The following is a 19,919-nucleotide window of genomic DNA, read 5'->3' on the forward strand; positions in this document are numbered from 1 at the left end:
CCCGGGGCATGGCCTGGGCCGCTTCCGACCCGCCGTCAGACCGGGTCGACGCCCGGGTAGAGCGGGTACGGGGCGAGCAGGTCGGCGGCGCGCTTGGCGGTGGCGTCGCGGAGGGCGGCGTCCAGGGTGTAAGCGGCCTTGGACGGGGAGCCGCCGGCAGCGGTGGTGGGGGTGGTGGCGCCCAGGACGGTGTGGATCAGGTCGGCGATCTCGTCCATCTCGGCGGTGCCGAGGCCGCGGGTGGTGAGGGCCGGGGTACCGAGGCGGATGCCCGAGGTGTACCAGGCGCCGTTCGGGTCCTGCGGGACGGAGTTGCGGTTGGTGACGATGCCCGAGTCGAGCAGGGCCGCCTCGGCCTGGCGGCCGGTCAGGCCGTAGCCGGAGACGTCGGCGAGGACCAGGTGGTTGTCGGTGCCGCCGGTGACCAGCGTGCCGCCGCGGCGCAGCAGGCCCTCGGCGAGCGCCCGGGCGTTGGCGACGACGGCGTGGGCGTAGGCCCGGAACTCGGGGCGGCGGGCCTCGGCGAGGGCGACCGCCTTGGCGGCCATGACGTGCGAGAGCGGGCCGCCGAGCACCAGCGGGCAGCCTCGGTCGACGTGCTCGGCCAGTTCGGACCGGCACAGCACCATGCCGCCGCGCGGGCCGCGCAGGGACTTGTGGGTGGTGGTGGTGACGATGTGGGCGTGCGGGACCGGGTCGTGGTCGCCGGTCAGCACCTTGCCCGCGACCAGGCCTGCGAAGTGCGCCATGTCGACCATGAGGGTCGCACCGACCTCGTCCGCGATCTCGCGCATCCTGCGGAAGTCCACCAGGCGCGGGTAGGCGGAGTAGCCGGCCACGATGATCAGCGGGCGGAACTCGCGGGCGGTCTCGCGCAGCGCGTCGTAGTCGATCAGCCCGGTGGCCGGGTCGGTGCCGTAGCTGCGCTGCTCGAACATCTTGCCCGAGATGTTCGGCCGGAAGCCGTGGGTGAGGTGGCCGCCGGTGTCCAGGGACATGCCGAGCATCCGCTGGTTGCCGAGCTCCTGGCGCAGCTGCGCCCAGTCCTCCTCGGTGAGGTCGTTGACGTTGCGCACCGCGGCGCGCTCCAGGGCCGGGCTCTCGACCCGCTGGGAGAGGACGGCCCAGAAGGCGGTGAGGTTGGCGTCGATGCCGGAGTGCGGCTGGACGTAGGCGTGGTCGGCGCCGAACAGCTCGCGGGCGTGCTCGGCGGCGATGCTCTCGACGGTGTCGACGTTGCGGCAGCCCGCGTAGAAGCGGCGGCCGACGGTGCCCTCGGCGTACTTGTCGCTGAGCCAGTTGCCCATGGTGAGCAGGACGGCCGGGGAGGCGTAGTTCTCGCTGGCGATCAGCTTGAGCGAGGCGCGCTGATCGGCGAGCTCCTGGCCGATGGCCGCGGCGATCCTCGGTTCGACGCCGGCGACCACGTCGAGGGCGCTGCGGAAGGCGGTGTCGGCCGCGGCGGAGGCGGCGGTGTGGGGTTGCTGGGCCATGGCGGTCTCCTGGTGGGGATGCGGGGGCCCAGGCGCTCGGCAACGTGCACGTGAGGATTCACGGGGCCGCTTCCCGATGGTTGATTCCATCCCTGCGCGCCAGTTGCGGCCCACCGGGATCGTACCAACACCGGAGGGACTGTGGCGGAGGTCTCAGAATGCGGAACGGGCAGTCCGTTCTGTCGCGATATGTCCATTCTTTTGCAACGCCGGCGTTTCACCGAAATGAAGCCGCCACATTTCCCGAAACAGTTCGACAGGAATTACCCGGACGTCAGCCGAAGATGATTTGCGAAACCTCGGACGCATCCGATCAAATAGCACTCGAACGGCCATCGGGAAACCCTCGGAGGCCATACCGGAAATACACACCAGCGCACCCTCACCCATGGGGCGGCGGAGAATTCGGGGGTTACGCCTCATGGCAGTGGTCGACACCGTCCCGGTGACCGGGGCCGGGCCCGTGCCCGCCGCCGACCCCGGCCTGCTCCGCCGGATCCTGCGGGACCGGGTCGGCGCCGCCGCCCTGGCGGTGGTGGTGCTGTTCCTGCTGCTCGCCCTCGGCGCGCCGCTGGTCGCCGCACTGTACGGCAAGAACCCGGTCGACCACTACGGCCAGAACCTCCCCGGCCTGCTCAGCGACGGCGGCCTGCCGATGCTGCCGAACGGCGGGATCTCCGGCGACTTCTGGTTCGGCCTGGAGCCCGGCCTCGGCCGGGACGTGTTCACCCAGCTGCTGTACGGCATCCGCACCTCGCTGCTGATCGCCTTCGCGGCCGCCGCGGTGACCACCACGCTGGGCGTGCTGGCCGGCGTCGCGGTCGGCTACCTCGGCGGGATCACGGACCGGCTGTTCGGATTCCTCGCGAATGTGCTGCTGGCCTTTCCCACGCTGCTCCTGCTGCTCGCGCTCAGTCCGGTGATCCAGTCCCGGCTGGTCGACCCGGGCTCCGCGGAACCGGATTGGATGCAGTTCCTGGTGCTGGTCCTGGTTTTCTCGGCGTTCGGCTGGATTCCGCTCGCGCTTTCCCTGCGGGCCACCGTCCGCTCGCTCCGGGAAAGGGATTTCGTGCAGTCCGCGCGAGCCCAGGGTGCGAGCCGGTTCCACGTCGTCGTCCACGAACTTCTGCCGAATGTGCGCTCGCAGCTTCTGGTGCACGCCACCATGGCGGTGCCGACCTTCGTCGCCTCCGAGGCCGCGCTGTCCTTCCTCGGCGTCGGCGTCACCGAGCCGGTCCCGGACTGGGGTCGCATGATCGCGCGCGGCTCCGAGGTCTTCCAGGCCGACCCCACCTACATGGTGTTCCCCGGCGCGGCGCTACTGCTGTTCGTCATCGCCTTCAACCTGCTCGGCGACGCCGTCCGGGACGCGCTGGACCCGCGCACCGGCGCCCGCTGAGGCCCTTCACGCTCCCTTCCCATCCACTCCCATCCACCTCCCGTCCACCTCCCATCCATCGACCCAAGCCCGTCCCGGCACGATCCGCCGGGGCAAGGAGAGATTCGCCATGCGCTGGACCAGACCGTCCCTCGCCGTCATCGCCACCGCCCTGCTGGCGACCTCCTGCTCGGCCGGCGCGGGCAGCACCACCGGCTCCGGCGGAGCCGGGGCCTCCGCCAAGGAGACCTCCCCGCTGACCGCCGTGCTCGGCAGCGAGCAGGAGAGCGCCGGCCCGGCCCCGGCCGTCCCGGGCGCCCGTGCGGGCGGCACGGTGAACGTGTACAACAGCGTCGAGTTCCGCCACCTCGACCCGCAGAAGGTCTACGCGGGCGCCACCTACAACGCCTCCCTGCTCTGGGGCCGCCAGCTGACCCAGTACCAGGTCGTGGACGGCAAGGCCAAGCTGGTCGGCGACCTGGCCACCGACACCGGCACCCCGACCGACGGCGGCCGCACCTGGACGTACAAGCTCAAGCAGGGCGTCGCCTGGGAGGACGGTCAGCCGATCACCGCCCAGGACGTCAAGTACGGCATCGAGCGCACCTTCGGCAAGGGCTACGAGGTCGGCCCGCCGTACTGGCCGCAGTGGCTCACCGGCGAGGCCGGTTACGAGGCGGCGCGCGCCAAGTACGCGGGCCCGCAGGCCGGCGACCTGGACGCGATCGAGACGCCGGACGAGCGCACCGTCGTCTTCCACTTCCCGCAGCCGCAGGCCGACGTCCCGTACATGGCCGCGCAGTCCTCCTCCTCGCCGGTGCGCCGGGACAAGGACACCGGCACGGACTACGACCGCCTGCCGTTCGCGACCGGGCCGTACCGGATCGTCGAGCACGTCCAGAACACCCGCATGGTGCTGGAGCGCAACCCGGCGTGGAAGCCCGAGACCGACCCGATCCGCAGCCAGTACCCGGAGAAGTTCGTCTTCACGTACGGCAAGGAGGCGCTCAACCTCAACCAGGAGATCCTCTCCGGGCGGGACGGCGGCGCCAACGCCACCACCGCGTCCGACACCCTCTCCGCCGAGCTGTACCAGACCACCGACACCGACCCGAAGGCCAAGGAGCTGGTGGTCTCCGGCCGGCAGGGCGCCTTCGTCACCCAGCTGGTGGTCAACAACGAGCGGGTGCCGGACATCGAGGTCCGCAAGGCGCTGCACCTGGCCTACCCGCGCCAGCAGGCCCGCCAGGTCCAGGGCGGCGCCCGGACCGGCGAACTGGCCACCACGCTCAGCTCGCCCGCGCTGATCGACTGGCAGAAGTACGACCTCTACCCGGCCAGGCCCGAGGGCGACCCGGAGGCCGCCAAGGCCGCGCTCGCCAAGGCCGGGCAGGCGCCCGGGAGCCTGACCTACGCGTACCGGAACACCCCGACGGGCCAGCGCGTGGCGCAGGTGCTGGTCGAGGGCTTCGGCAAGGCCGGGATCACCGTCGTGCCCAAGCCGGTCGACCCCAAGGCCTTCCTGGACGAGGTGCACCGCGCCGACTCCCCGTACGACCTGTTCGAGGAGACCAGCTCGGTCGACTGGCCGACCCCGTCCACCCTGATCCCGTTCTCCTTCGACGGCCGGGCCGGCAGCGACCTCAACTCCGCGCGCTACCGCAACCCGGAGGTCGACAAGGAGATCGACCGGATCAACCGGATCGGCGAGCCGCGCGCCAAGGCCAAGGAGCTGTACGCGCTGGAGCAGACCGTGATGAAGGACGTGCCGGTGCTGCCGTTCGCCTACCCGACGGTCAACCAGCTGCGCGGCAGCAACGTCGGCGGGGCGTTCGTCCACCCGATCTACGGGACCGTCTCGCTGGCCTGGCTGTACCTGAAGTCCTGAGCGCCGGGGCCCGCTCCCGCCGCCTGTTCGCGGGTGGCGGGAGCGGGCCCCTGGTGTCGCCGTCCTGATCGCTTCGCGCACTGCTCGCTCTCCGTACTGCTCGCTTTCCGTACCGGACCTGCGTCCCGCAGTTCCGTCCTGCCTCCCCCGTCACGTCGACCCCGGATCGGCCATGCTCTCCTTCGTCCTGCGGCGGACCGCCCAGGCCCTCGCGGTCCTGGTCGCGGTCTCCGCCGCCGCCTTCGCCCTCTTCTACGCCGCGCCCGCCGACCCGGCCCGCGCCGCCTGCGGCCCGCGCTGCGACAGCGGGCAGGTCGCGGCGGTGCGCCAGAGCATGGGCCTGGACCAGCCGCTGCTCACCCAGTACACCGACTACCTGGTCGGGGTCGTCGCCGGGCGGGACATCGGCGACGTGGACGGCTCGACCATCCGCTGCGACGCCCCCTGCCTCGGCTACTCCTACCGGCTGCACCAGCCGGTCAGCGAGGCGCTGGCCGACCACCTGCCGGTCACCCTCTCGCTGACCGCCGGGGCGCTCGCCGTCCTGCTGCTGTTCGGCCTCGGCACCGGGTTCGTCTCCGCGCTGCGGCACGGGCGGCGGACCGACCGGCTGCTGTCCGGCTTCACCCTGGTCGGCGCCAGCGTGCAGATCTACTTCCTCGGGTACGTCGCGCAGTGGCTGCTGGTGTACTCCACCGGGCTGCTGCCACTGCCCGCCTACACCCCGCCGGCCGAGGACCTGGCCGCCTGGACGGGCGGGATGCTGCTCCCCTGGCTCGTCCTCGGCTTCGTCAACTCGGCCGTTTTCGCCCGGCTTTCGCGCTCGCAGCTCCTGGAGACGATGAACGAGGAATACGTCCGCACGGCCCGCGGCAAGGGCCTGGGACGGCTGCGCGCCCACCTCAAGTACACCTCGCGCGGCGCCGCCGGGCCGCTGGTGCAGCTGATCGGGCTGGAGGCCGGGGTGCTGCTCGGCGGGGCCGTGATCACCGAGACGGTGTTCGGGCTGAACGGGGTCGGGCGGTTCGCCTCGGAGGCCGTCGCCGGGCAGGACCTGCCCGCCGTGGTCGGCGCGGTGCTGCTGGCCGCCTGCTTCATGGTGCTGTTCGTCGCGCTGGCCGACCTCGCGGTCGCCTGGCTCGACCCGCGTGTCCGGCTGAGCTGATGGGGAGCCCTTCGATGAAATCCACTGTTCCGGGGACCGGCGCGAAGAGCACCGATGCGAGGAGCGCTGACGCGAAGAGCACCGACGCAAGGAGCGCTGACGCGAAGAGCACTGATGCGAAGAGCACTGACGCGACGACCGCTGAGCCGGTGCTGAGCGTCCGCGACCTGACCGTCACCTTCGCCGACCCGCGCGGTGGCGCACCGGTGACCGCCGTCCGGGGCCTCTCCTTCGACCTCGCGCGCGGTGAAGTCCTCGGCCTGGTCGGCGAGTCGGGCTCCGGCAAGTCGACCGTCGGGCTCGCCGTCCTCGGCCTGCACGACCCGCGCACCACCGCCGTCACCGGCTCGATCCGGCTGGGCGGGCAGGAGCTGGTCGGCGCCGAGGAGTCCGTGCTGCGCGGGGTGCGGGGCGGAAGGGCCGCGCTGGTCTTCCAGGACGCGCTCACCTCGCTCAGCCCCTTCCACGGTGTGGGCGCCCAGCTCGCCGAGATGTACCGGCTGCACCACCCGGGTGCGGGCCGGGCCGAGGCGGGCCGGCGGGCGGCCGAGATGCTCGACCGGGTCGGCATCCCGGTGGCCCGGACGCGCGACTACCCGCACCAGTTCTCCGGCGGCATGCGCCAGCGCGTGATGATCGCGATGGCGCTGATGAACGACCCGCGACTGCTCATCGCGGACGAGCCGACCACCGCCCTGGACGCCCGTGTCCAGCGGCAGGTCCTCGACCTGCTCGGCGAGTTGCAGCGCGAGCACGGGACAGCTGTGCTGCTGGTCAGCCACGACCTGGGCGTGGTCGCCGGGACGACGGACCACACGCTGGTGCTCCGCGGCGGGGTCGGGATCGAGTCCGCACCGACGGCCGAGCTGCTGGCCACCCCGCGCGAGCCGTACACCCGGGCGCTGGTGGGCGCTGCGCTCCGGCTGGACTCGGTGCCGGGCACCGCCCTGCCGACGGTCGACGAGCCGGCGCCGTCGCGGACGTTCCGGCCGCGGACCGTCGAGCGTCCCGGGCGGTGGCTGGTCGAGGTGGACGACCTGTCCGTGCACTTCCCCGGGCGCCGGCGCTTCCCCGGCCTGCGGGCCGCACCGGTCCGGGCGGTCGAGGGCGTCGGTCTGCGGATCGCGCCCGGCGAGACGCTCGGACTGGTCGGCGAGTCCGGCTCCGGCAAGTCCACCACCTCGCGGGTCCTGGCCGGCCTGCAACGGCCCACCGGCGGAAGGGTGCTGTACGACGGGCAGGACGTCACCCGGCCGGGCCGGGAGCTGCGGAAGCGGCTCAGCCGGGAGATCCAGCTGGTCTTCCAGGACCCGTACGCCTCGCTCAACCCGCGCCGGACCGTCGCCCAGACCTTGGACACCCCGTTGCGCCTGCACACCTCGCTGGGCCCGGCCGAACGTCGGGAGCGCTCGGTGGAGCTGCTGGAGCAGGTGGGGCTGGAGGCCGGGCATCTGGACCGCTACCCGCACGAGTTCTCCGGCGGCCAGCGCCAGCGGATCGGCATCGCCCGGGCGCTGGCCCCGCAGCCGCGCCTGATCATCGCCGACGAGCCGGTCTCCGCGCTCGACGTGTCGGTGCAGGCCCAGGTGCTCAACCTGCTGATGCAGCTGCGCGAACGGCTCGGCGTCGCCTTCCTGTTCGTCTCCCACGACCTCGCCGTGGTGCGGCACTTCTGCGACCGGGTGGCGGTGATGCACCGGGGCCGGCTGGTCGAGTCCACCGACCGGGACCAGCTGTTCGCGGCTCCGCACACCGAGTACACGAGGGAGCTGCTGGCGGCGGTTCACTGAGATGATCGAGGCCCGTCGGACACGATCGGAGAGGTGCAACAACGATGTCCACCAGCGACCGGGCAACCGTGGATGAGGAGCTCGTGGAGGCGGCCCTGGAGGTCGCACGGCGGTACGCGCGGGGTGACAACCACACCGTGGCGGCAGCCGGGCGCAATGCCGACGGGCGGATCGTCACCGCGCTGAACGCCTACCACTTCACCGGCGGGCCGTGTGCGGAACTGGTACTCATCGGCGCGGCGGCCGGCCAGGGGGCGTACGAGCTCACCACGGTGGTGGCCGTGGGCGACCGGGAACGCGGGGTGATCCCGCCGTGCGGGCGGTGCCGGCAGGTACTGCTGGACTACTTCCCCGAGGCAGGCGTCATCGTCCGGCGGGGGCCGGAGCTGCACACCGTACCGGTGTCGGCCCTCCTGCCGGGGGCGTACGTCTGGGCCGACCACCAGGAGGACTGAACGGGGGGCTCGGCGGGCGGCCCGGCGGGGGATCCGCGGACGGCTCGGCGGGCGGCGCGGCGGGCGGCGCAGGAATGAATCAGCAGGTCGTCCGGCGTTCGTTCGGCTGCGCCGGTCCGGCTCAAGGCGCTAGCGTGCAGGCGATGTGACGTAGGAGACCCGGGCAAGGAATCACCAACCGAGGGGGCACATTTGTCGGACGACCTGCTCATCGCAAAGATCAACCACGGCTTCGATCACCTCGACGCCGACGGCGACGGCCTGCTGACCGAGCGGGACCACGTCCTGATGGGCCTCTCGGTGGCCCGCTCGCTCGGTCACCAGGAGGGCTCCGAGGCGGAGGCCGTGATCGTCCGCGCCTACCTGACGACCTGGCACGACCTGCACCTCGCCCGGCTGCCCGCCGGCACCCAGGCGATCACCCGTGAGCAGTTCGTCACCTCGACCGGCTCGCTCGCCGACGACCCGGAGGCCGCGCGCGACATCCTCGGCGCGCTCGCCGAAGCCTTCCTCGCCGTCGCCGACGCCGACCGCAGCGGGACGGTGGACGCCGGCGAGTTCTTCGTCTTCCAGCGCGGCCACTTCGCCGGCCTCTCCCGCGACGACGCCGACGAGGCCTTCCGCCACCTCGACACCGACGGCGACGGGGTGCTCTCCGCGGCCGAGTTCACCGACGCCATCATCGAGTTCTGGACCAGCCGCGACCCGGACGCGCCCGGCAACTGGTGGACGGGCAAGCCGCCGCGCACCTTCTGAGCCGCACCTCCGGCGGCCCGCAGTGGGGATCGTCCCGATCAGGCGGCCGGGACGATCCTCCTCGGCGACGGTGTCGGCCGGCGCCGCGAGGCCGTGGACGGCCACCACCTCGGGCAGGGTGAGGGCCGGCTGCCGCCCCGGAACGTCGTACTCACCTACGGGCGGACGGCCCCTTCGCCGGGCGGGCCGGGCTCCCGGCGCGCGACGAGCGGCCCGGACGCCGGCTGACGCTCACCACCAGGCAGACGCCCGCCACCACGATCGCACCGCCCTCGAGGGTCGGGCCGGTCAGCGGCTCGGCCAGGATCAGCCAGCCCAGCAGCACCGCGACCACCGGGTTCACGTACGCGTAGGTGGCCACCAGGGTGAGCGGGGCGGAGCGCAGCAGCCAGGCGTACGCGGTGAAGGCGAGCAGCGAGCCGAACAGCACCAGGTAGGCGAGGGCCAGCCAGGACCGGCCGGAGACCGCCCCGAGGTCCAGTCCGTGCTGCTCGCCGCGGCCCAGGCCGACCAGCAGGTTGCCGAGGCCGCCGGCCAGCATCTGGTAGGCGCTCGCGGCGAGCACGTTGCCCGGCATCGGGATCTTCTTGCTCACGAAGGAGCCGGTCGCCCAGAGCAGGGTGGCTCCGATGATCAGGATCACGCCGACCGGCTCGATCGACCCGCTGATCGCCGGGGCCGACAGAACGCCGAGGCCGACCAGCCCGAGGAGCACCCCGGCCAGCTCGGCCGGCCGCGGGCGCTCCCCGCCGAACGCCGTCAGCACCACCATCCACAGCGGGACCGCGGCCACCAGCAGGGCGGCCAGGCCCGAGGGGACGGAGGTCTCGCCCAGGACCACCATGCCGTTGCCGCCGGTCAGCAGCAGCACGCCGACCAGGGCGGAGGAGGCCAGCTGCCGCCCGGTCACCTTCAGGCCGGCCGGGCCCTGGCGCACCAGGAGGTAGCCGGCCAGCAGCAGGCCGGCGGTGATGAAACGGGCACTGGCGGAGAGGAAGGAGGGCATCGTCTCCACGGCGACCCTGATCGCCAGGTAGGTCGAGCCCCAGACGATGTAGACCACGAGGAGGGCCAGCCAGACCGCGCCGCCGAGGCGGGGGGCGGGGCCGGCGTCGGCGAGCGGGGGCGGGGTGGGGGTTGTCCTGGCCTTGGCGGCGACGCCAGGGGTGTCAGGGGCCGCGCCGGGGGTCGCGGCCGGTTGGGAGGGTGAAGCGGGCGATGTCACGTGTGTCCCCCTTGGACGGTGCTGGCCAAACACCCGACATGACAGCGCATGGACGGCCCGTGCGCCAGTCGGTATCAGAAATCGGGCACAGGACGTACCGTGGGCGCTCCCCAGCAAGGAGGTCGAACCCGTGTCCACACCCGAGGAGGCGCTGCCGTTCTTCGTGTACGGAACCCTGCGCAGCGGCGGCCGCAATCATGCCGTCCACCTGGCCGGGCGCTGCACCGACATCCGGCCGGCGGTCCTGGAGGGCGCCGCGCTGCACGAGGGCCCCGGCTTCCCGTACGCGGTGCCGGATCCGGCTCCCGGGCGCCGGATCCTGGGCGAGCTCGTCACCGTACGCCCGGGCGCGTACGCCGGAGCCCTGGAGGCTCTGGACCGGCTGGAGGACTGCCGGCCGGACGGGACCGGGCTGTACGTGCGGCAGCGGACGACGGTGCGGACGGCGACGGGCGAGCTGCGGGCGGCCTGGGTCTACCTCGCCGGGCCGAGGGCCGAGGCGCGGCTGCGGGAGCAGCCGGCACTGATCGAGTCGGGGGACTGGGGGTGGGTGACGGATGGCAGGTGACGGCGAACAGAGTCTGAAATCTGTTATCTGAAATCTGTCATCTGTCATCTGTCGGTTGTCACCCGCCACCCCGAGATCCGGCGCCGAGCCGCCCGCACACCGCCAGGTAGGCTGCCCCGGCCAGCAGGATCGCTGGGATCGCAGGATCGAACGACGAGGAGCCACCCGGTGCCCGAGCTGCCACCCCCGATCACCGTCGTCGGGATCGGGGCCGACGGCTGGTCCGGCCTCGCCGCCGACTCCCGGGCCGCGCTGCGGGAGGCCGAGGCCGTCGTCGGCGGCCCCCGCCAGCTGGACCTGCTCCCCCGCGACGAGGTCACCGCCGAACGCATCCCCTGGCCGTCCCCACTGCGGCCTGCCGTCCCCGGGCTGCTCGCCGCCCAGGCCGGCCGCCGCGTCGCCGTCCTGGCCAGCGGTGACCCGATGTTCCACGGCATCGGCCGCACCCTCGCCGAGACCGTCGGCGCCGAGCGCCTGCACGTCCTGCCGCACCCCTCCTCCGTCTCCTACGCCTGCGCCCGGCTCGGCTGGCCGCTGGAGGCCACCGAGGTGGTCAGCCTGGTCGGCCGGCCGCTGGACACCCTCTCCCTCGCCCTCCACCCCGGCCGCCGCCTGCTGGTGCTCAGCGCCGACGCCACCACCCCGGCCGCCGTCGCGGATCTGCTCACCGCCCGCGGTTACGGCACCGCCCGGCTGCGGGTGCTCGAACAGCTCGGCGCCCCCGCCGAACGCCACCTGGACGGCCCCGCCGACGGCTGGCCGCACCCGCCCGGCGACCCGCTGAACGTCATCGCCGTCGACCTCGGCGACGGCCCGCGCACCTCCCTCGTCCCCGGCCTGCCCGACGCCGCGTACGAGAACGACGGCCAGCTCACCAAGCGCCACGTCCGCGCCGCGACCCTCGCCACGCTGGCCCCCTCCCCCGGCGAACTGCTCTGGGACGTCGGCGGCGGCTCCGGGTCCATCGCCGTCGAGTGGCTTCGCGCCCACCGCGACTGCCAGGCCGTCAGCATCGAGCGCGACCCAGCGCGGGCCGAACGGATCGCCCGCAACGCCGCTGCACTCGGCGTGCCCCGACTCCGCGTGGCGACCGGCCCCGCCCCCGCCGCGCTCGCCGAACTCCCCACCCCCGACGCCGTGTTCATCGGCGGCGGCCTCACCGCGCCCGGCCTGCTGGACGGTTGCTGGGCCGCGCTGCGCCCGGGCGGCCGGATCGTCGCCAACACCGTGACGCTGGAGTCCGAGGCGCTGCTCACCGAGTGGTACCGGCGCCACGGCGGGGAGCTCGTCAAACTCGCCGTCGCCCACGCCGTCCCGGTGGGCGGCTTCACCGGGTGGCGCCAGGCCATGCCGGTCACCCAGTGGTCCGCCGTCAAGCCCGAGCCCGACGTCCTCAAGCCCGACGTCCTCAAGCCCGGAACCCCCGAACCCGGAACCCCCGAACCCGACACCCGCCAGGAGAACGCCTCGTGACCGTCCACTTCATCGGAGCCGGCCCGGGCGCCGCCGACCTGATCACCCTGCGCGGCCAGCGCATCCTGGCCCGCGCCGAGGTCTGCCTGTACGCGGGGAGCCTGGTCCCGCGCGAGCTGCTGGACGAGTGCCCGCCCGGCGCCCGCCTGATCGACACCGCGCAGCTCAACCTGGACCAGATCACCGCCGAACTGGTCACCGCGCACGAGGCCGGCCAGGACGTGGCCCGGCTGCACTCCGGCGACCCGTCCGTCTTCTCCGCCGTCGCCGAGCAGATGCGCCGCCTGGACGCGGCCGGCGTGCCGTACGAGGTGGTCCCCGGCGTGCCCGCCTTCGCCGCCGCCGCGGCCGCGCTGAAGCGGGAGCTGACCGTCCCGACCGTCGGCCAGACCGTGATCCTCACCCGGATCGCCAAGCGCGCCACTCCGATGCCCGAGGGCGAGGACCTCGCCACCCTCGGCCGCAGCGGCGCCCTGCTGGTGCTGCACCTGGCCGCCGGCTACGTGGACGACGTGGTCGAGCAGTTGCTCCCGCACTACGGCGCCGACTGCCCGGCCGCCGTGGTCGCGATGGCCAGCCGCCCCGACGAGCTGGTGCTGCGCGGCACCGTCGGCGACATCGCCGAGCAGGTCAAGGCGGCGGGCGTGGTCCGCACCGCCGTCATCATCGTCGGCCGCACGCTGGCCGCCGAGCAGTTCCGCGACAGCCACCTCTACTCGGCGGACCGCGAGCGCCCGCACGAGCCGTGCGGGGCGTGATGCGGCACCTGCTCATCCTCGGCGGGACCACCGAAGGGCGGGAACTGGCCACCGAACTCGCCCCGACCGCGCACCGGGTCACCAGCTCGCTGGCCGGCCGGGTCGCCCGACCCCGGCTGCCCGCCGGGGAGGTGCGGATCGGCGGCTTCGGCGGAGCGGAAGGCCTGGCCGACTGGCTGCGCGCGGAGCACGTGGACGCGGTGGTGGACGCCACCCACCCGTTCGCCGCCGGCATCTCGCAGAACGCCGCCCTCGCGGCCGCCGCCACCGGTGTTCCCCTGCTGGTGCTGCGCCGCCCCGGCTTCACCCGGGTCGACGGGGACCGCTGGCTCCCCGTCCCCTCGCTCGCCGCGGCGGCCGACCTGCTGCCCCGGCGCGGGGAGCGGGTCTTCCTCACCATCGGACGGCAGGGCATCGCCGCCTTCGCCCACCTGGACGGCGTCCACTTCCTCGCCCGCTCGGTGGACCCGCCCGAGCCCCCGGTGCCGCCCTCGTTCGAAGTCCTCCTGGACCGTGGGCCGTTCACGATCGAGGACGAACTGGCACTGCTGCGCGAGCGCGACATCGACGTCCTGGTCACCAAGGACAGCGGCGGCGCCGCGACCGCTCCCAAGCTGACCGCCGCCCGCGGTCTCCGCCTGCCGGTCATCATCGTGGAGCGCCCGCCGGTACCGGAGGGCGTACCGGTCGCACCCGACGTCCCGGGCGCACTGCGCTGGCTGGAGCAACTGCACTAGGAGACCCAGCGACTACGGCTGCCCACCCGTGCTCGTGGTGACCGTTCGCCGCCTCCGGGGAAATGGCGGGCGGGCCCGCCGGATGGCGGGCAGGATGGTCCGATGAGCGATGATCAGCGTAGCCGGACCCCCCGTACCGCCGACGAACGCACCACTCTGGCAGGCTTCCTGGACTACCAGCGCGACACCCTCGCGATGAAGTGCGCGGGCCTCACCACGGAACAGCTCCGCGCCCGCGTGCTGGAACCCTCCGGGCTCTCCCTGCTCGGGCTGGTCCGCCACCTCGCCGAGGTGGAGCGCAGCTGGTTCCGCAACATCCTCAACGGCGAGGACGCACGCGGCTTCTGGGGACGCCCCGACGGTTCCTTCGCCGAGTTCGACGTCGACACCGCCGACCCCGACGAGGCCTTCGCGATCTGGCGCCGCGAGTGCGACCACGCCAGGGAACTCGTGGCCGCCGCGGAGTCGTTGGACGTCCTGAGCCACTACGGCGACGAGGTCTTCTCGCTGCGCTGGATCCTCGCCCACATGATCGAGGAGTACGCCCGCCACAACGGCCACGCCGACCTCCTCCGCGAGCACCTCGACGGCACCACCGGCGAGTAGCACCGGAGGGCACCGGACAGCGCAGGACGGACGGCGCAGGACGGACGGCGCAGGACGGACAGCGCCGGGCCCCGGCATCGCGGACAGGGAGCGAGCAGGAAGTGCGGACCCGCCAGAAGGAACGCCGGACCCCCGGGCCGTCCGAGCCCTGGAACGAGATCGTCCCCGGGCTCTGGATGGGCGGGCACTACTTCACCCCGCCCGGCGGCGAGCTTGAACTCGCGATCGTACGGACCGAGTTCGACCTGGTGGTCAGCCTCTTCACGCTCCCCGGGCACGGCCCGGCACCGGGGGTGGAGCACATCGTCCGGGAGGTGCCCGACGACCCGCTCTCCCCCGGTCAACTGCTCGCCGTCCAGGAGGCGGCCGAGCTCACCGCGGCCGCCGTCCGGCGGGGACGGCGCACGCTGGTGCGCTGCCACTCGGGCTACAACCGCTCGGGCCTGGTGGTGGCGCAGGCGCTGGTCGACCTCGGGCACGAGAGCGGCGAGGTGGTCCGGCTGGTCCGGCAGCGGCGCTCGCCCTGGGCGCTGAACAACCCGGTGTTCGTGGACTACCTGAACACCGGGTTGGAGGTTGCCGTGCTGCTGACCGGCCTCGACGGGTGAGGCCGGTCGACCGCATGACGGTTCGTCAGATGTCGCGGAAGGTCTCGATCTGGGCGCCGATGGAGTTGAGGCGCTCGGCGAGGTCCTCGTAGCCGCGGTTGATGACGTAGACGTTGCGCAGGACGGAGGTGCCCTGGGCGGCGAGCATGGCGAGCAGGATGACCACGGCGGGGCGCAGGGCCGGCGGGCACATCATCTCGGCGGCACGCCAACGGGTGGGGCCCTGGACCAGCACACGATGAGGGTCGAGGAGCTTGACGTCGGCACCGAGGCGGGTCAGCTCGGTCAGGTAGATCGCGCGGTTGTCGTAGACCCAGTCGTGGATCATCGTGGTGCCGTGCGCGGCCGCGGCGATGGCGGCGAAGAACGGCACGTTGTCGATGTTGATGCCGGGGAACGGCATCGGGTGGATGGTGTCGATCGGCGCGGTCAGCTTGGAGGGGCGCACGGTGAGGTCGACCAGCCGGGTCTGGCCGTTGTGGGCCCGGTACTCGGGGGTGCGGTCGTAGTCGAGGCCCATGCCCTCCAGCACCGCGAGCTCGATCTCCAGGAACTCGATCGGCACCCGGCGGATGGTCAGCTCGGAGGAGGTGACGACGGCGGCGGCCAGCAGGCTCATCGCCTCCACCGGGTCCTCGGCCGGGGTGTAGTCGACGTCACAGGTGATCTCCGGGACGCCGTGCACGGTGAGGGTGGTGGTGCCGATGCCCTCGATCCTCACACCCAGCTTCTCCAGGAAGAAGCAGAGGTCCTGGACCATGTAGTTGGGCGAGGCGTTGCGGATGACGCTGACGCCGTCGTGCCGCGCGGCGGCCAGCAGGGCGTTCTCGGTGACGGTGTCCCCGCGCTCGGTCAGCACGATCGGGCGGTCCAGCGGGGCGCCCGGCTCGACCGAGGCGTGGTAGGCGCCGCCGGTGGTGGCGACCTCCAGGCCGAAGCGGCGCAGCGCCGTCAGGTGCGGCTGGACGGTGCGGGTGCCGAGGTCGCAGCCGCCCGCGTACGGGATGGCGAAGTGCTGGGCGCGGTGCATCAGCGGGCCGAGGAACATCAGCACGCTGCGGGTGCGGCGGGCCGCCTCGACGTCCATCGCCGCGAGGTCCAGCTCGGCGGGCGGGGTGAGTTCGAGGTCGCGGCCCTCGTTGATCCAGCGGCTCTTGACGCCGATGCTGGTGAGCACCTCGAGGATGCGGTAGACCTCCTCGATCCGGGCGACGCTGCGGATCGTGGTGCGGCCGGTGGTCAGCAGCGAGGCGCAGAGGATCGCCACGCAGGCGTTCTTGCTGCTGCGCACGTCGATCGCGCCGGAGAGCCGGGTGCCGCCGGCAACGCGCAGGTGCATCGGGCCGGAGTAGCCGAGGGAGACGATCTCGCTGTCGAGGGCTTCGCCAATGCGGGCAATCATCTCAAGGCTGACGTTCTGCTTGCCCTGTTCGATGCGGTTGACCGCGCTCTGGCTGGTTCCGAGGGCCTCTCCGAGCTGCGCCTGGGACCAGCCGCGGTGCTGGCGCGCGGTACGGATGAGGGTGCCGATACGGGTGAGGTAGTCGCCTGTCACTCGCCAGACGATATCTCATGGTTGAGATGGCGCCAGAACCAGGGGCCCTGCACACCGCTCTATTTGTCCGCTTCTCGCCTCTTATGGATGTCAGTTCTTCACATCACCACGCGATGTTGTCACGCCGTCGTGACACTCGTGACAATGTCACGGCCCGGCGGCTCCCCCGCAGCGCGCACCACCTCACGGCCCGAGCGGCTCCGCCCGGCCGACAACGGTGCCCGCGCGGTCGATGCAGATGACGTCCACCGCGACCGGCGAGCCCAGCAGTACGCCGAGTGCCGTCGCCCGGGCCGCCTCGGCGACCAGGTCCCCGAGCGGCACCCCGGCCGCACGGCACAACTGCACCGCCTCCAGCGCGGTGTTGGCGCCCGCGACCGCTTCGGCCAGCGCCTCGTCCGCCCCGCCCCGGCGGGCCAGTTCGGCCAGGTACCCCTTGTCCACCTGGGAGCGCGCCGAGTGCAGGTCGAGGTGGCCGGCCGCGAGCTTGGACAGCTTGGCGAAGCCGCCCGCGATGGTCAGCCGGGGCACCGGGTGGCGCTTGAGGTACTTGAGCACGGCACCGGCGAAGTCGCCCATGTCCAGCAGCGCGTCCTCGGGCAGCCCGTGCTCCGCGACCGCGACCTTCTCCGAGGTCGAACCGGTGCAGCCGGCCACGTGGGTGCGCCCCGCCGCCCGGGCCACGTCCACCCCGCGGCGGATCGAGTCGATCCAGGCCGAGCAGGAGTAGGGAACGACCACCCCGGTCGTGCCGAGGATGGACAGACCGCCGAGGATGCCGAGCCGGGGGTTCCAGGTGGAGCGGGCGATCTCCTCGCCGTGGTCGACCGAGATCTCGACCACGACGTCCCCGCTGCCGCCGTGCGCGGCGGCCACCTCGGCGACGGCGTCCCGGATCATCTGCCGGGGCACCGGGTTGATCGCGGGCTCGCCGACGGGCAGCGGCAGGCCGGCCTTGGTGACCGTCCCCACCCCGGGACCGGCCCGGAAGACCACCCCGGTGCCGGGCTCGCCGGACCGTACGGTCGAACGGATCAGCGCGCCGTGGGTGACGTCGGGGTCGTCGCCCGCATCCTTGACCACCCCGGCCGTGGCGGCGGCCGGCCGCCCCTGCGCACCGGTCAGCTCCTCGGCGGCGAGGGCGAAGGCGGGCTGCTGGCCCTTGGGCAGGGTGATGACCACCGGGTCCGGGAACTCGCCGGTGAGCAGCGCGGTGTACGCGGCCTTGGTGGCGGCGGTGGCGCAGGCTCCCGTCGTCCAGCCGGGCCGCAGACCGCTGCTCTTCAGCTGGCCGGCCCGGCCTCCCGCTCCCGCCTCGGCTCCCGCTGCGGCCACCTGCGCCCCGTTTCCGACGGCGTCCGCGCCGTCCTGCTCCGCTCCGGCGGCCTCACCGGTCGCCGTCGCCGATTTTCCCTCACCCGGCCTGGCGGGGCCCGACCGGGGTGGCGGTCACCGCGCCGTGCGCGACCTGTGGAGATACCAGGACCCGCACCCGTTCCCGGGCCGGAGCAGCCCCCGTGCACGCGCTGCGGAGGAGGCGGCGCCCCGCATTCCCGAAGAGTTCTCCGCAGGGGCCTCGCCCACCACACCTACCAGTGAGTAATCTGGCGGTCCGCCAGAAGCGGGTTCATGACACGTGGGCCCGGCCGGGGTCGAATTCCCCGCCGGGCCATCAGTATGTGGGGGTTTTTGTGGCAGGGATGAATCGGCGTACGTTCCTCACCGGTACGTCGGTGGCCGCCGCCTGGTCGGCCTTGTCGCTGGGCGGCGCGCAGTTCGCCTCGGCCGCGGCGCGCGACCAGGCGCTGGCCACGACGGCCGCGCGGGCGGTCAGGACCGCCGGGACCACGCTGGAGCAGGTGGCCACGCCGGTCGGCACCGGCGGCTACAAGCGCCTGACGGCCGGGCCGGGCTGGCCGTTGGTGGTGCGCGGCGACCTGGCATCGGCGACCGCCGGACGGGACGACCGCCGGACCGGCCTGGCCAGCTTCGTCCAGTTCAGTGACCTGCACCTGGTGGACACCGAGTCCCCGGTGCGCTTCGAGTACCTGGCCAAGCTCAACGGCAGCGCGTACCGGCCGCAGGAGGCCCTGAACGCCCGCGGTGTCTCGGCTCTCGTCGAGCGGGTCAACTCGCTCGCCGGCGGCCCGTACACCGGGATGCCGTTCAGCATGGTGATGGCCACCGGTGACAACACCGACAACCACGAGCTCGCCGAACTCGACTGGTACCTCAAGGTCATGGGCGGCGGCCGACTGGCCCAGAGCACCGGCGACCCCAGCCGCTACGAGGGTGTGCAGAACTCCGGCAACGCCGCCTACTGGAACCCCGAACTCGCCTACACCGACGGCTACAAGGCGAAGGGCTTCCCCCAGCTGCCCGGCTTCCTGTCCGCCGCCGGCCGCCCCTTCGACGCACCGGGCCTGCGCACGCCCTGGTACACCACGGTCGGCAACCACGACGACAGCATCGAGGGCTCGCTGCCCGACTTCGGGCTGCTGAACGACCTGTACACCGGCCAGTACAAGCTGGAGGGCTGCGACGACGCCACGGCCGGCCAGCTGATGGACTCGCTGCGCCGCGACCCGGCGGGCGCCGTGCTGCTGCTGGCGAAGCTGATCGCCGGCGGCGAGGCGGTGCGCCGGATCACCCCGGACGAGCGCCGCCGGCCGTTCACGCTCAAGGAGTTCGCCAAGGCCCACCTGAACCCGGCGGTCACCGGCGCCGGCCCGTACGGGCACGGCTTCACCTCGGACATGGTGAACAGCGGCAAGCTCTACTACACCTTCCGCATCTCGGAGAAGGTGGTCGGCATCAGCCTGGACACCACCAACCAGGCCGGTTTCGCCGACGGTTCACTGGGCACCGCGCAACTGCGTTGGCTGGAGCAGCAGTTGCAGGCGCACAGCGGGCACTGGTACGACGCCGACGGGCGCAGGGTGACGGGCGGGAGCACGGACGAGCCGATCCTGGTCTTCAGCCACCACACCAGCGGCTCGATGGGCAACCTGCTGCCGGACCCGCGCAACATCTTCGAGGGGCGGCACGACGGCAACGAGCTGGTGGCGCTGCTCCAGCGCTACCCGAACGTGGTCGCGTGGGTGAACGGGCACACCCACACGAACAAGATCACGCCGCACGGCCACGCGGTGCCGGAGCGGGCGTTCTGGGAGATCAACACCGCCTCGCACATCGACTACCCGCAGCACGGGCGGATCATCGAGATCGCGGACAACGGGGACGGCACGCTCTCGCTGTTCACCACGCTGATCGAGTCCTCCGCGCCGTACGGGACGGACTTCGGCAGCACCTCGGACGCCAACCTCGCGGCGCTCTACCGCGAGCTGTCGTACAACGACCCGAACGGCCGCCCGACGGCACTGCTGGGCGCGGGCGAGGACCACAACACGGAGCTGCTGATCACCAAGCCGACCCGGTAACGGCTTTCGGGGGACGGAGAACAG

At 72.8% G+C, this 19,919-nt stretch carries 17 protein-coding genes and 1 riboswitch; of the genes, 13 read left to right on the forward strand and 4 right to left on the reverse strand.

Annotated elements, in window-relative coordinates; translation table 11 throughout:
• Positions 1–35: 35 nt before the first annotated feature.
• Positions 36–1,493 (reverse strand): glycine hydroxymethyltransferase, encoded by a 1,458-nt coding sequence (locus AB0O11_RS25620; protein WP_363391386.1) that lies wholly within the window; start codon positions 1,491–1,493, stop codon positions 36–38.
• Positions 1,494–1,512: 19 nt separating this feature from the next.
• A riboswitch (ZMP/ZTP riboswitch) is annotated at positions 1,513–1,610 on the reverse strand.
• Between the two features lie 304 nt (positions 1,611–1,914).
• On the opposite strand from AB0O11_RS25620, the gene AB0O11_RS25625 reads away from it, so the two are divergent.
• The 6 genes from AB0O11_RS25625 to AB0O11_RS25650 all read left to right on the forward strand — a co-directional run bounded on the left by AB0O11_RS25625 (position 1,915) and on the right by AB0O11_RS25650 (position 8,925).
• Positions 1,915–2,892 carry an ABC transporter permease gene (locus AB0O11_RS25625; protein ID WP_363391389.1) on the forward strand — a complete coding sequence of 326 codons (978 nt, stop codon included), beginning with the start codon at positions 1,915–1,917 and terminating at the stop codon, positions 2,890–2,892.
• 109 nt (positions 2,893–3,001) lie between these two features.
• Positions 3,002–4,759, forward strand: a complete 1,758-nt coding sequence (locus AB0O11_RS25630; RefSeq protein WP_363391392.1) for an ABC transporter substrate-binding protein — start codon at positions 3,002–3,004, stop codon at positions 4,757–4,759.
• A 172-nt stretch (positions 4,760–4,931) separates the two neighbouring features.
• Complete coding sequence (locus AB0O11_RS25635) at positions 4,932–5,924, forward strand: ABC transporter permease (RefSeq protein WP_363391395.1); 993 nt, start codon at positions 4,932–4,934, stop codon at positions 5,922–5,924.
• A gap of 14 nt (positions 5,925–5,938) precedes the next feature.
• Positions 5,939–7,714 carry an ABC transporter ATP-binding protein gene (locus AB0O11_RS25640; protein WP_363391398.1) on the forward strand — a complete coding sequence of 592 codons (1,776 nt, stop codon included), beginning with the start codon at positions 5,939–5,941 and terminating at the stop codon, positions 7,712–7,714.
• 44 nt (positions 7,715–7,758) lie between these two features.
• Complete coding sequence (locus tag AB0O11_RS25645; protein ID WP_363391401.1) at positions 7,759–8,169, forward strand: cytidine deaminase; 411 nt, start codon at positions 7,759–7,761, stop codon at positions 8,167–8,169.
• A 192-nt stretch (positions 8,170–8,361) separates the two neighbouring features.
• On the forward strand, positions 8,362–8,925 hold the full coding sequence (locus AB0O11_RS25650) for an EF-hand domain-containing protein (RefSeq protein ID WP_363391404.1): 564 nt from the start codon (positions 8,362–8,364) through the stop codon (positions 8,923–8,925).
• A 151-nt stretch (positions 8,926–9,076) separates the two neighbouring features.
• On the opposite strand, the gene AB0O11_RS25655 is transcribed toward AB0O11_RS25650, so the two are convergent.
• Positions 9,077–10,150, reverse strand: a complete 1,074-nt coding sequence (locus AB0O11_RS25655) for an EamA family transporter (RefSeq protein WP_363391407.1) — start codon at positions 10,148–10,150, stop codon at positions 9,077–9,079.
• Between the two features lie 130 nt (positions 10,151–10,280).
• Here AB0O11_RS25655 and AB0O11_RS25660 point away from each other — a divergent pair, with 130 nt between their 5' ends.
• The 6 genes from AB0O11_RS25660 to AB0O11_RS25685 all read left to right on the forward strand — a co-directional run bounded on the left by AB0O11_RS25660 (position 10,281) and on the right by AB0O11_RS25685 (position 14,900).
• Positions 10,281–10,718: a gamma-glutamylcyclotransferase family protein gene (locus tag AB0O11_RS25660; protein ID WP_363391410.1), complete on the forward strand. Its 438-nt coding sequence runs from the start codon at positions 10,281–10,283 to the stop codon at positions 10,716–10,718.
• Positions 10,719–10,886: 168 nt separating this feature from the next.
• The gene (cbiE, locus tag AB0O11_RS25665) at positions 10,887–12,191 is read left to right on the forward strand and encodes a precorrin-6y C5,15-methyltransferase (decarboxylating) subunit CbiE (RefSeq protein WP_363391412.1); all 1,305 of its coding nucleotides are present in this window, start codon (positions 10,887–10,889) and stop codon (positions 12,189–12,191) included.
• Positions 12,188–12,949, forward strand: a complete 762-nt coding sequence (gene cobM, locus AB0O11_RS25670; protein WP_224278408.1) for a precorrin-4 C(11)-methyltransferase — start codon at positions 12,188–12,190, stop codon at positions 12,947–12,949. The genes cbiE and cobM overlap by 4 nt, the downstream gene beginning before the upstream one ends.
• Entirely contained in the window at positions 12,946–13,686 is a 741-nt protein-coding gene (locus tag AB0O11_RS25675; RefSeq protein ID WP_363391415.1) for a cobalt-precorrin-6A reductase, read from the forward strand. The genes cobM and AB0O11_RS25675 overlap by 4 nt, the downstream gene beginning before the upstream one ends.
• A gap of 102 nt (positions 13,687–13,788) precedes the next feature.
• Positions 13,789–14,292 carry a DinB family protein gene (locus AB0O11_RS25680; RefSeq protein WP_363391418.1) on the forward strand — a complete coding sequence of 168 codons (504 nt, stop codon included), beginning with the start codon at positions 13,789–13,791 and terminating at the stop codon, positions 14,290–14,292.
• 101 nt (positions 14,293–14,393) lie between these two features.
• Positions 14,394–14,900 carry a protein phosphatase gene (locus AB0O11_RS25685; RefSeq protein WP_363391421.1) on the forward strand — a complete coding sequence of 169 codons (507 nt, stop codon included), beginning with the start codon at positions 14,394–14,396 and terminating at the stop codon, positions 14,898–14,900.
• Positions 14,901–14,925: 25 nt separating this feature from the next.
• Here AB0O11_RS25685 and AB0O11_RS25690 read toward each other — a convergent pair whose 3' ends face one another.
• Both AB0O11_RS25690 and AB0O11_RS25695 read right to left on the reverse strand, forming a co-directional pair.
• Positions 14,926–16,455 carry a UDP-N-acetylglucosamine 1-carboxyvinyltransferase gene (locus AB0O11_RS25690; protein WP_363391423.1) on the reverse strand — a complete coding sequence of 510 codons (1,530 nt, stop codon included), beginning with the start codon at positions 16,453–16,455 and terminating at the stop codon, positions 14,926–14,928.
• Between the two features lie 183 nt (positions 16,456–16,638).
• Entirely contained in the window at positions 16,639–17,790 is a 1,152-nt protein-coding gene (locus AB0O11_RS25695) for a cobalt-precorrin-5B (C(1))-methyltransferase (RefSeq protein ID WP_363391426.1), read from the reverse strand.
• A 365-nt stretch (positions 17,791–18,155) separates the two neighbouring features.
• On the opposite strand from AB0O11_RS25695, the gene AB0O11_RS25700 reads away from it, so the two are divergent.
• Positions 18,156–19,895 (forward strand): TIGR03767 family metallophosphoesterase, encoded by a 1,740-nt coding sequence (locus tag AB0O11_RS25700; protein ID WP_363391429.1) that lies wholly within the window; start codon positions 18,156–18,158, stop codon positions 19,893–19,895.
• The last annotated feature ends 24 nt before the right edge of the window (positions 19,896–19,919 follow it).

It is taken from the genome of Kitasatospora sp. NPDC093102 (genome assembly GCF_040683915.1).
In the GTDB taxonomy this organism is placed as follows: Bacteria; Actinomycetota; Actinomycetes; order Streptomycetales; family Streptomycetaceae; genus Kitasatospora.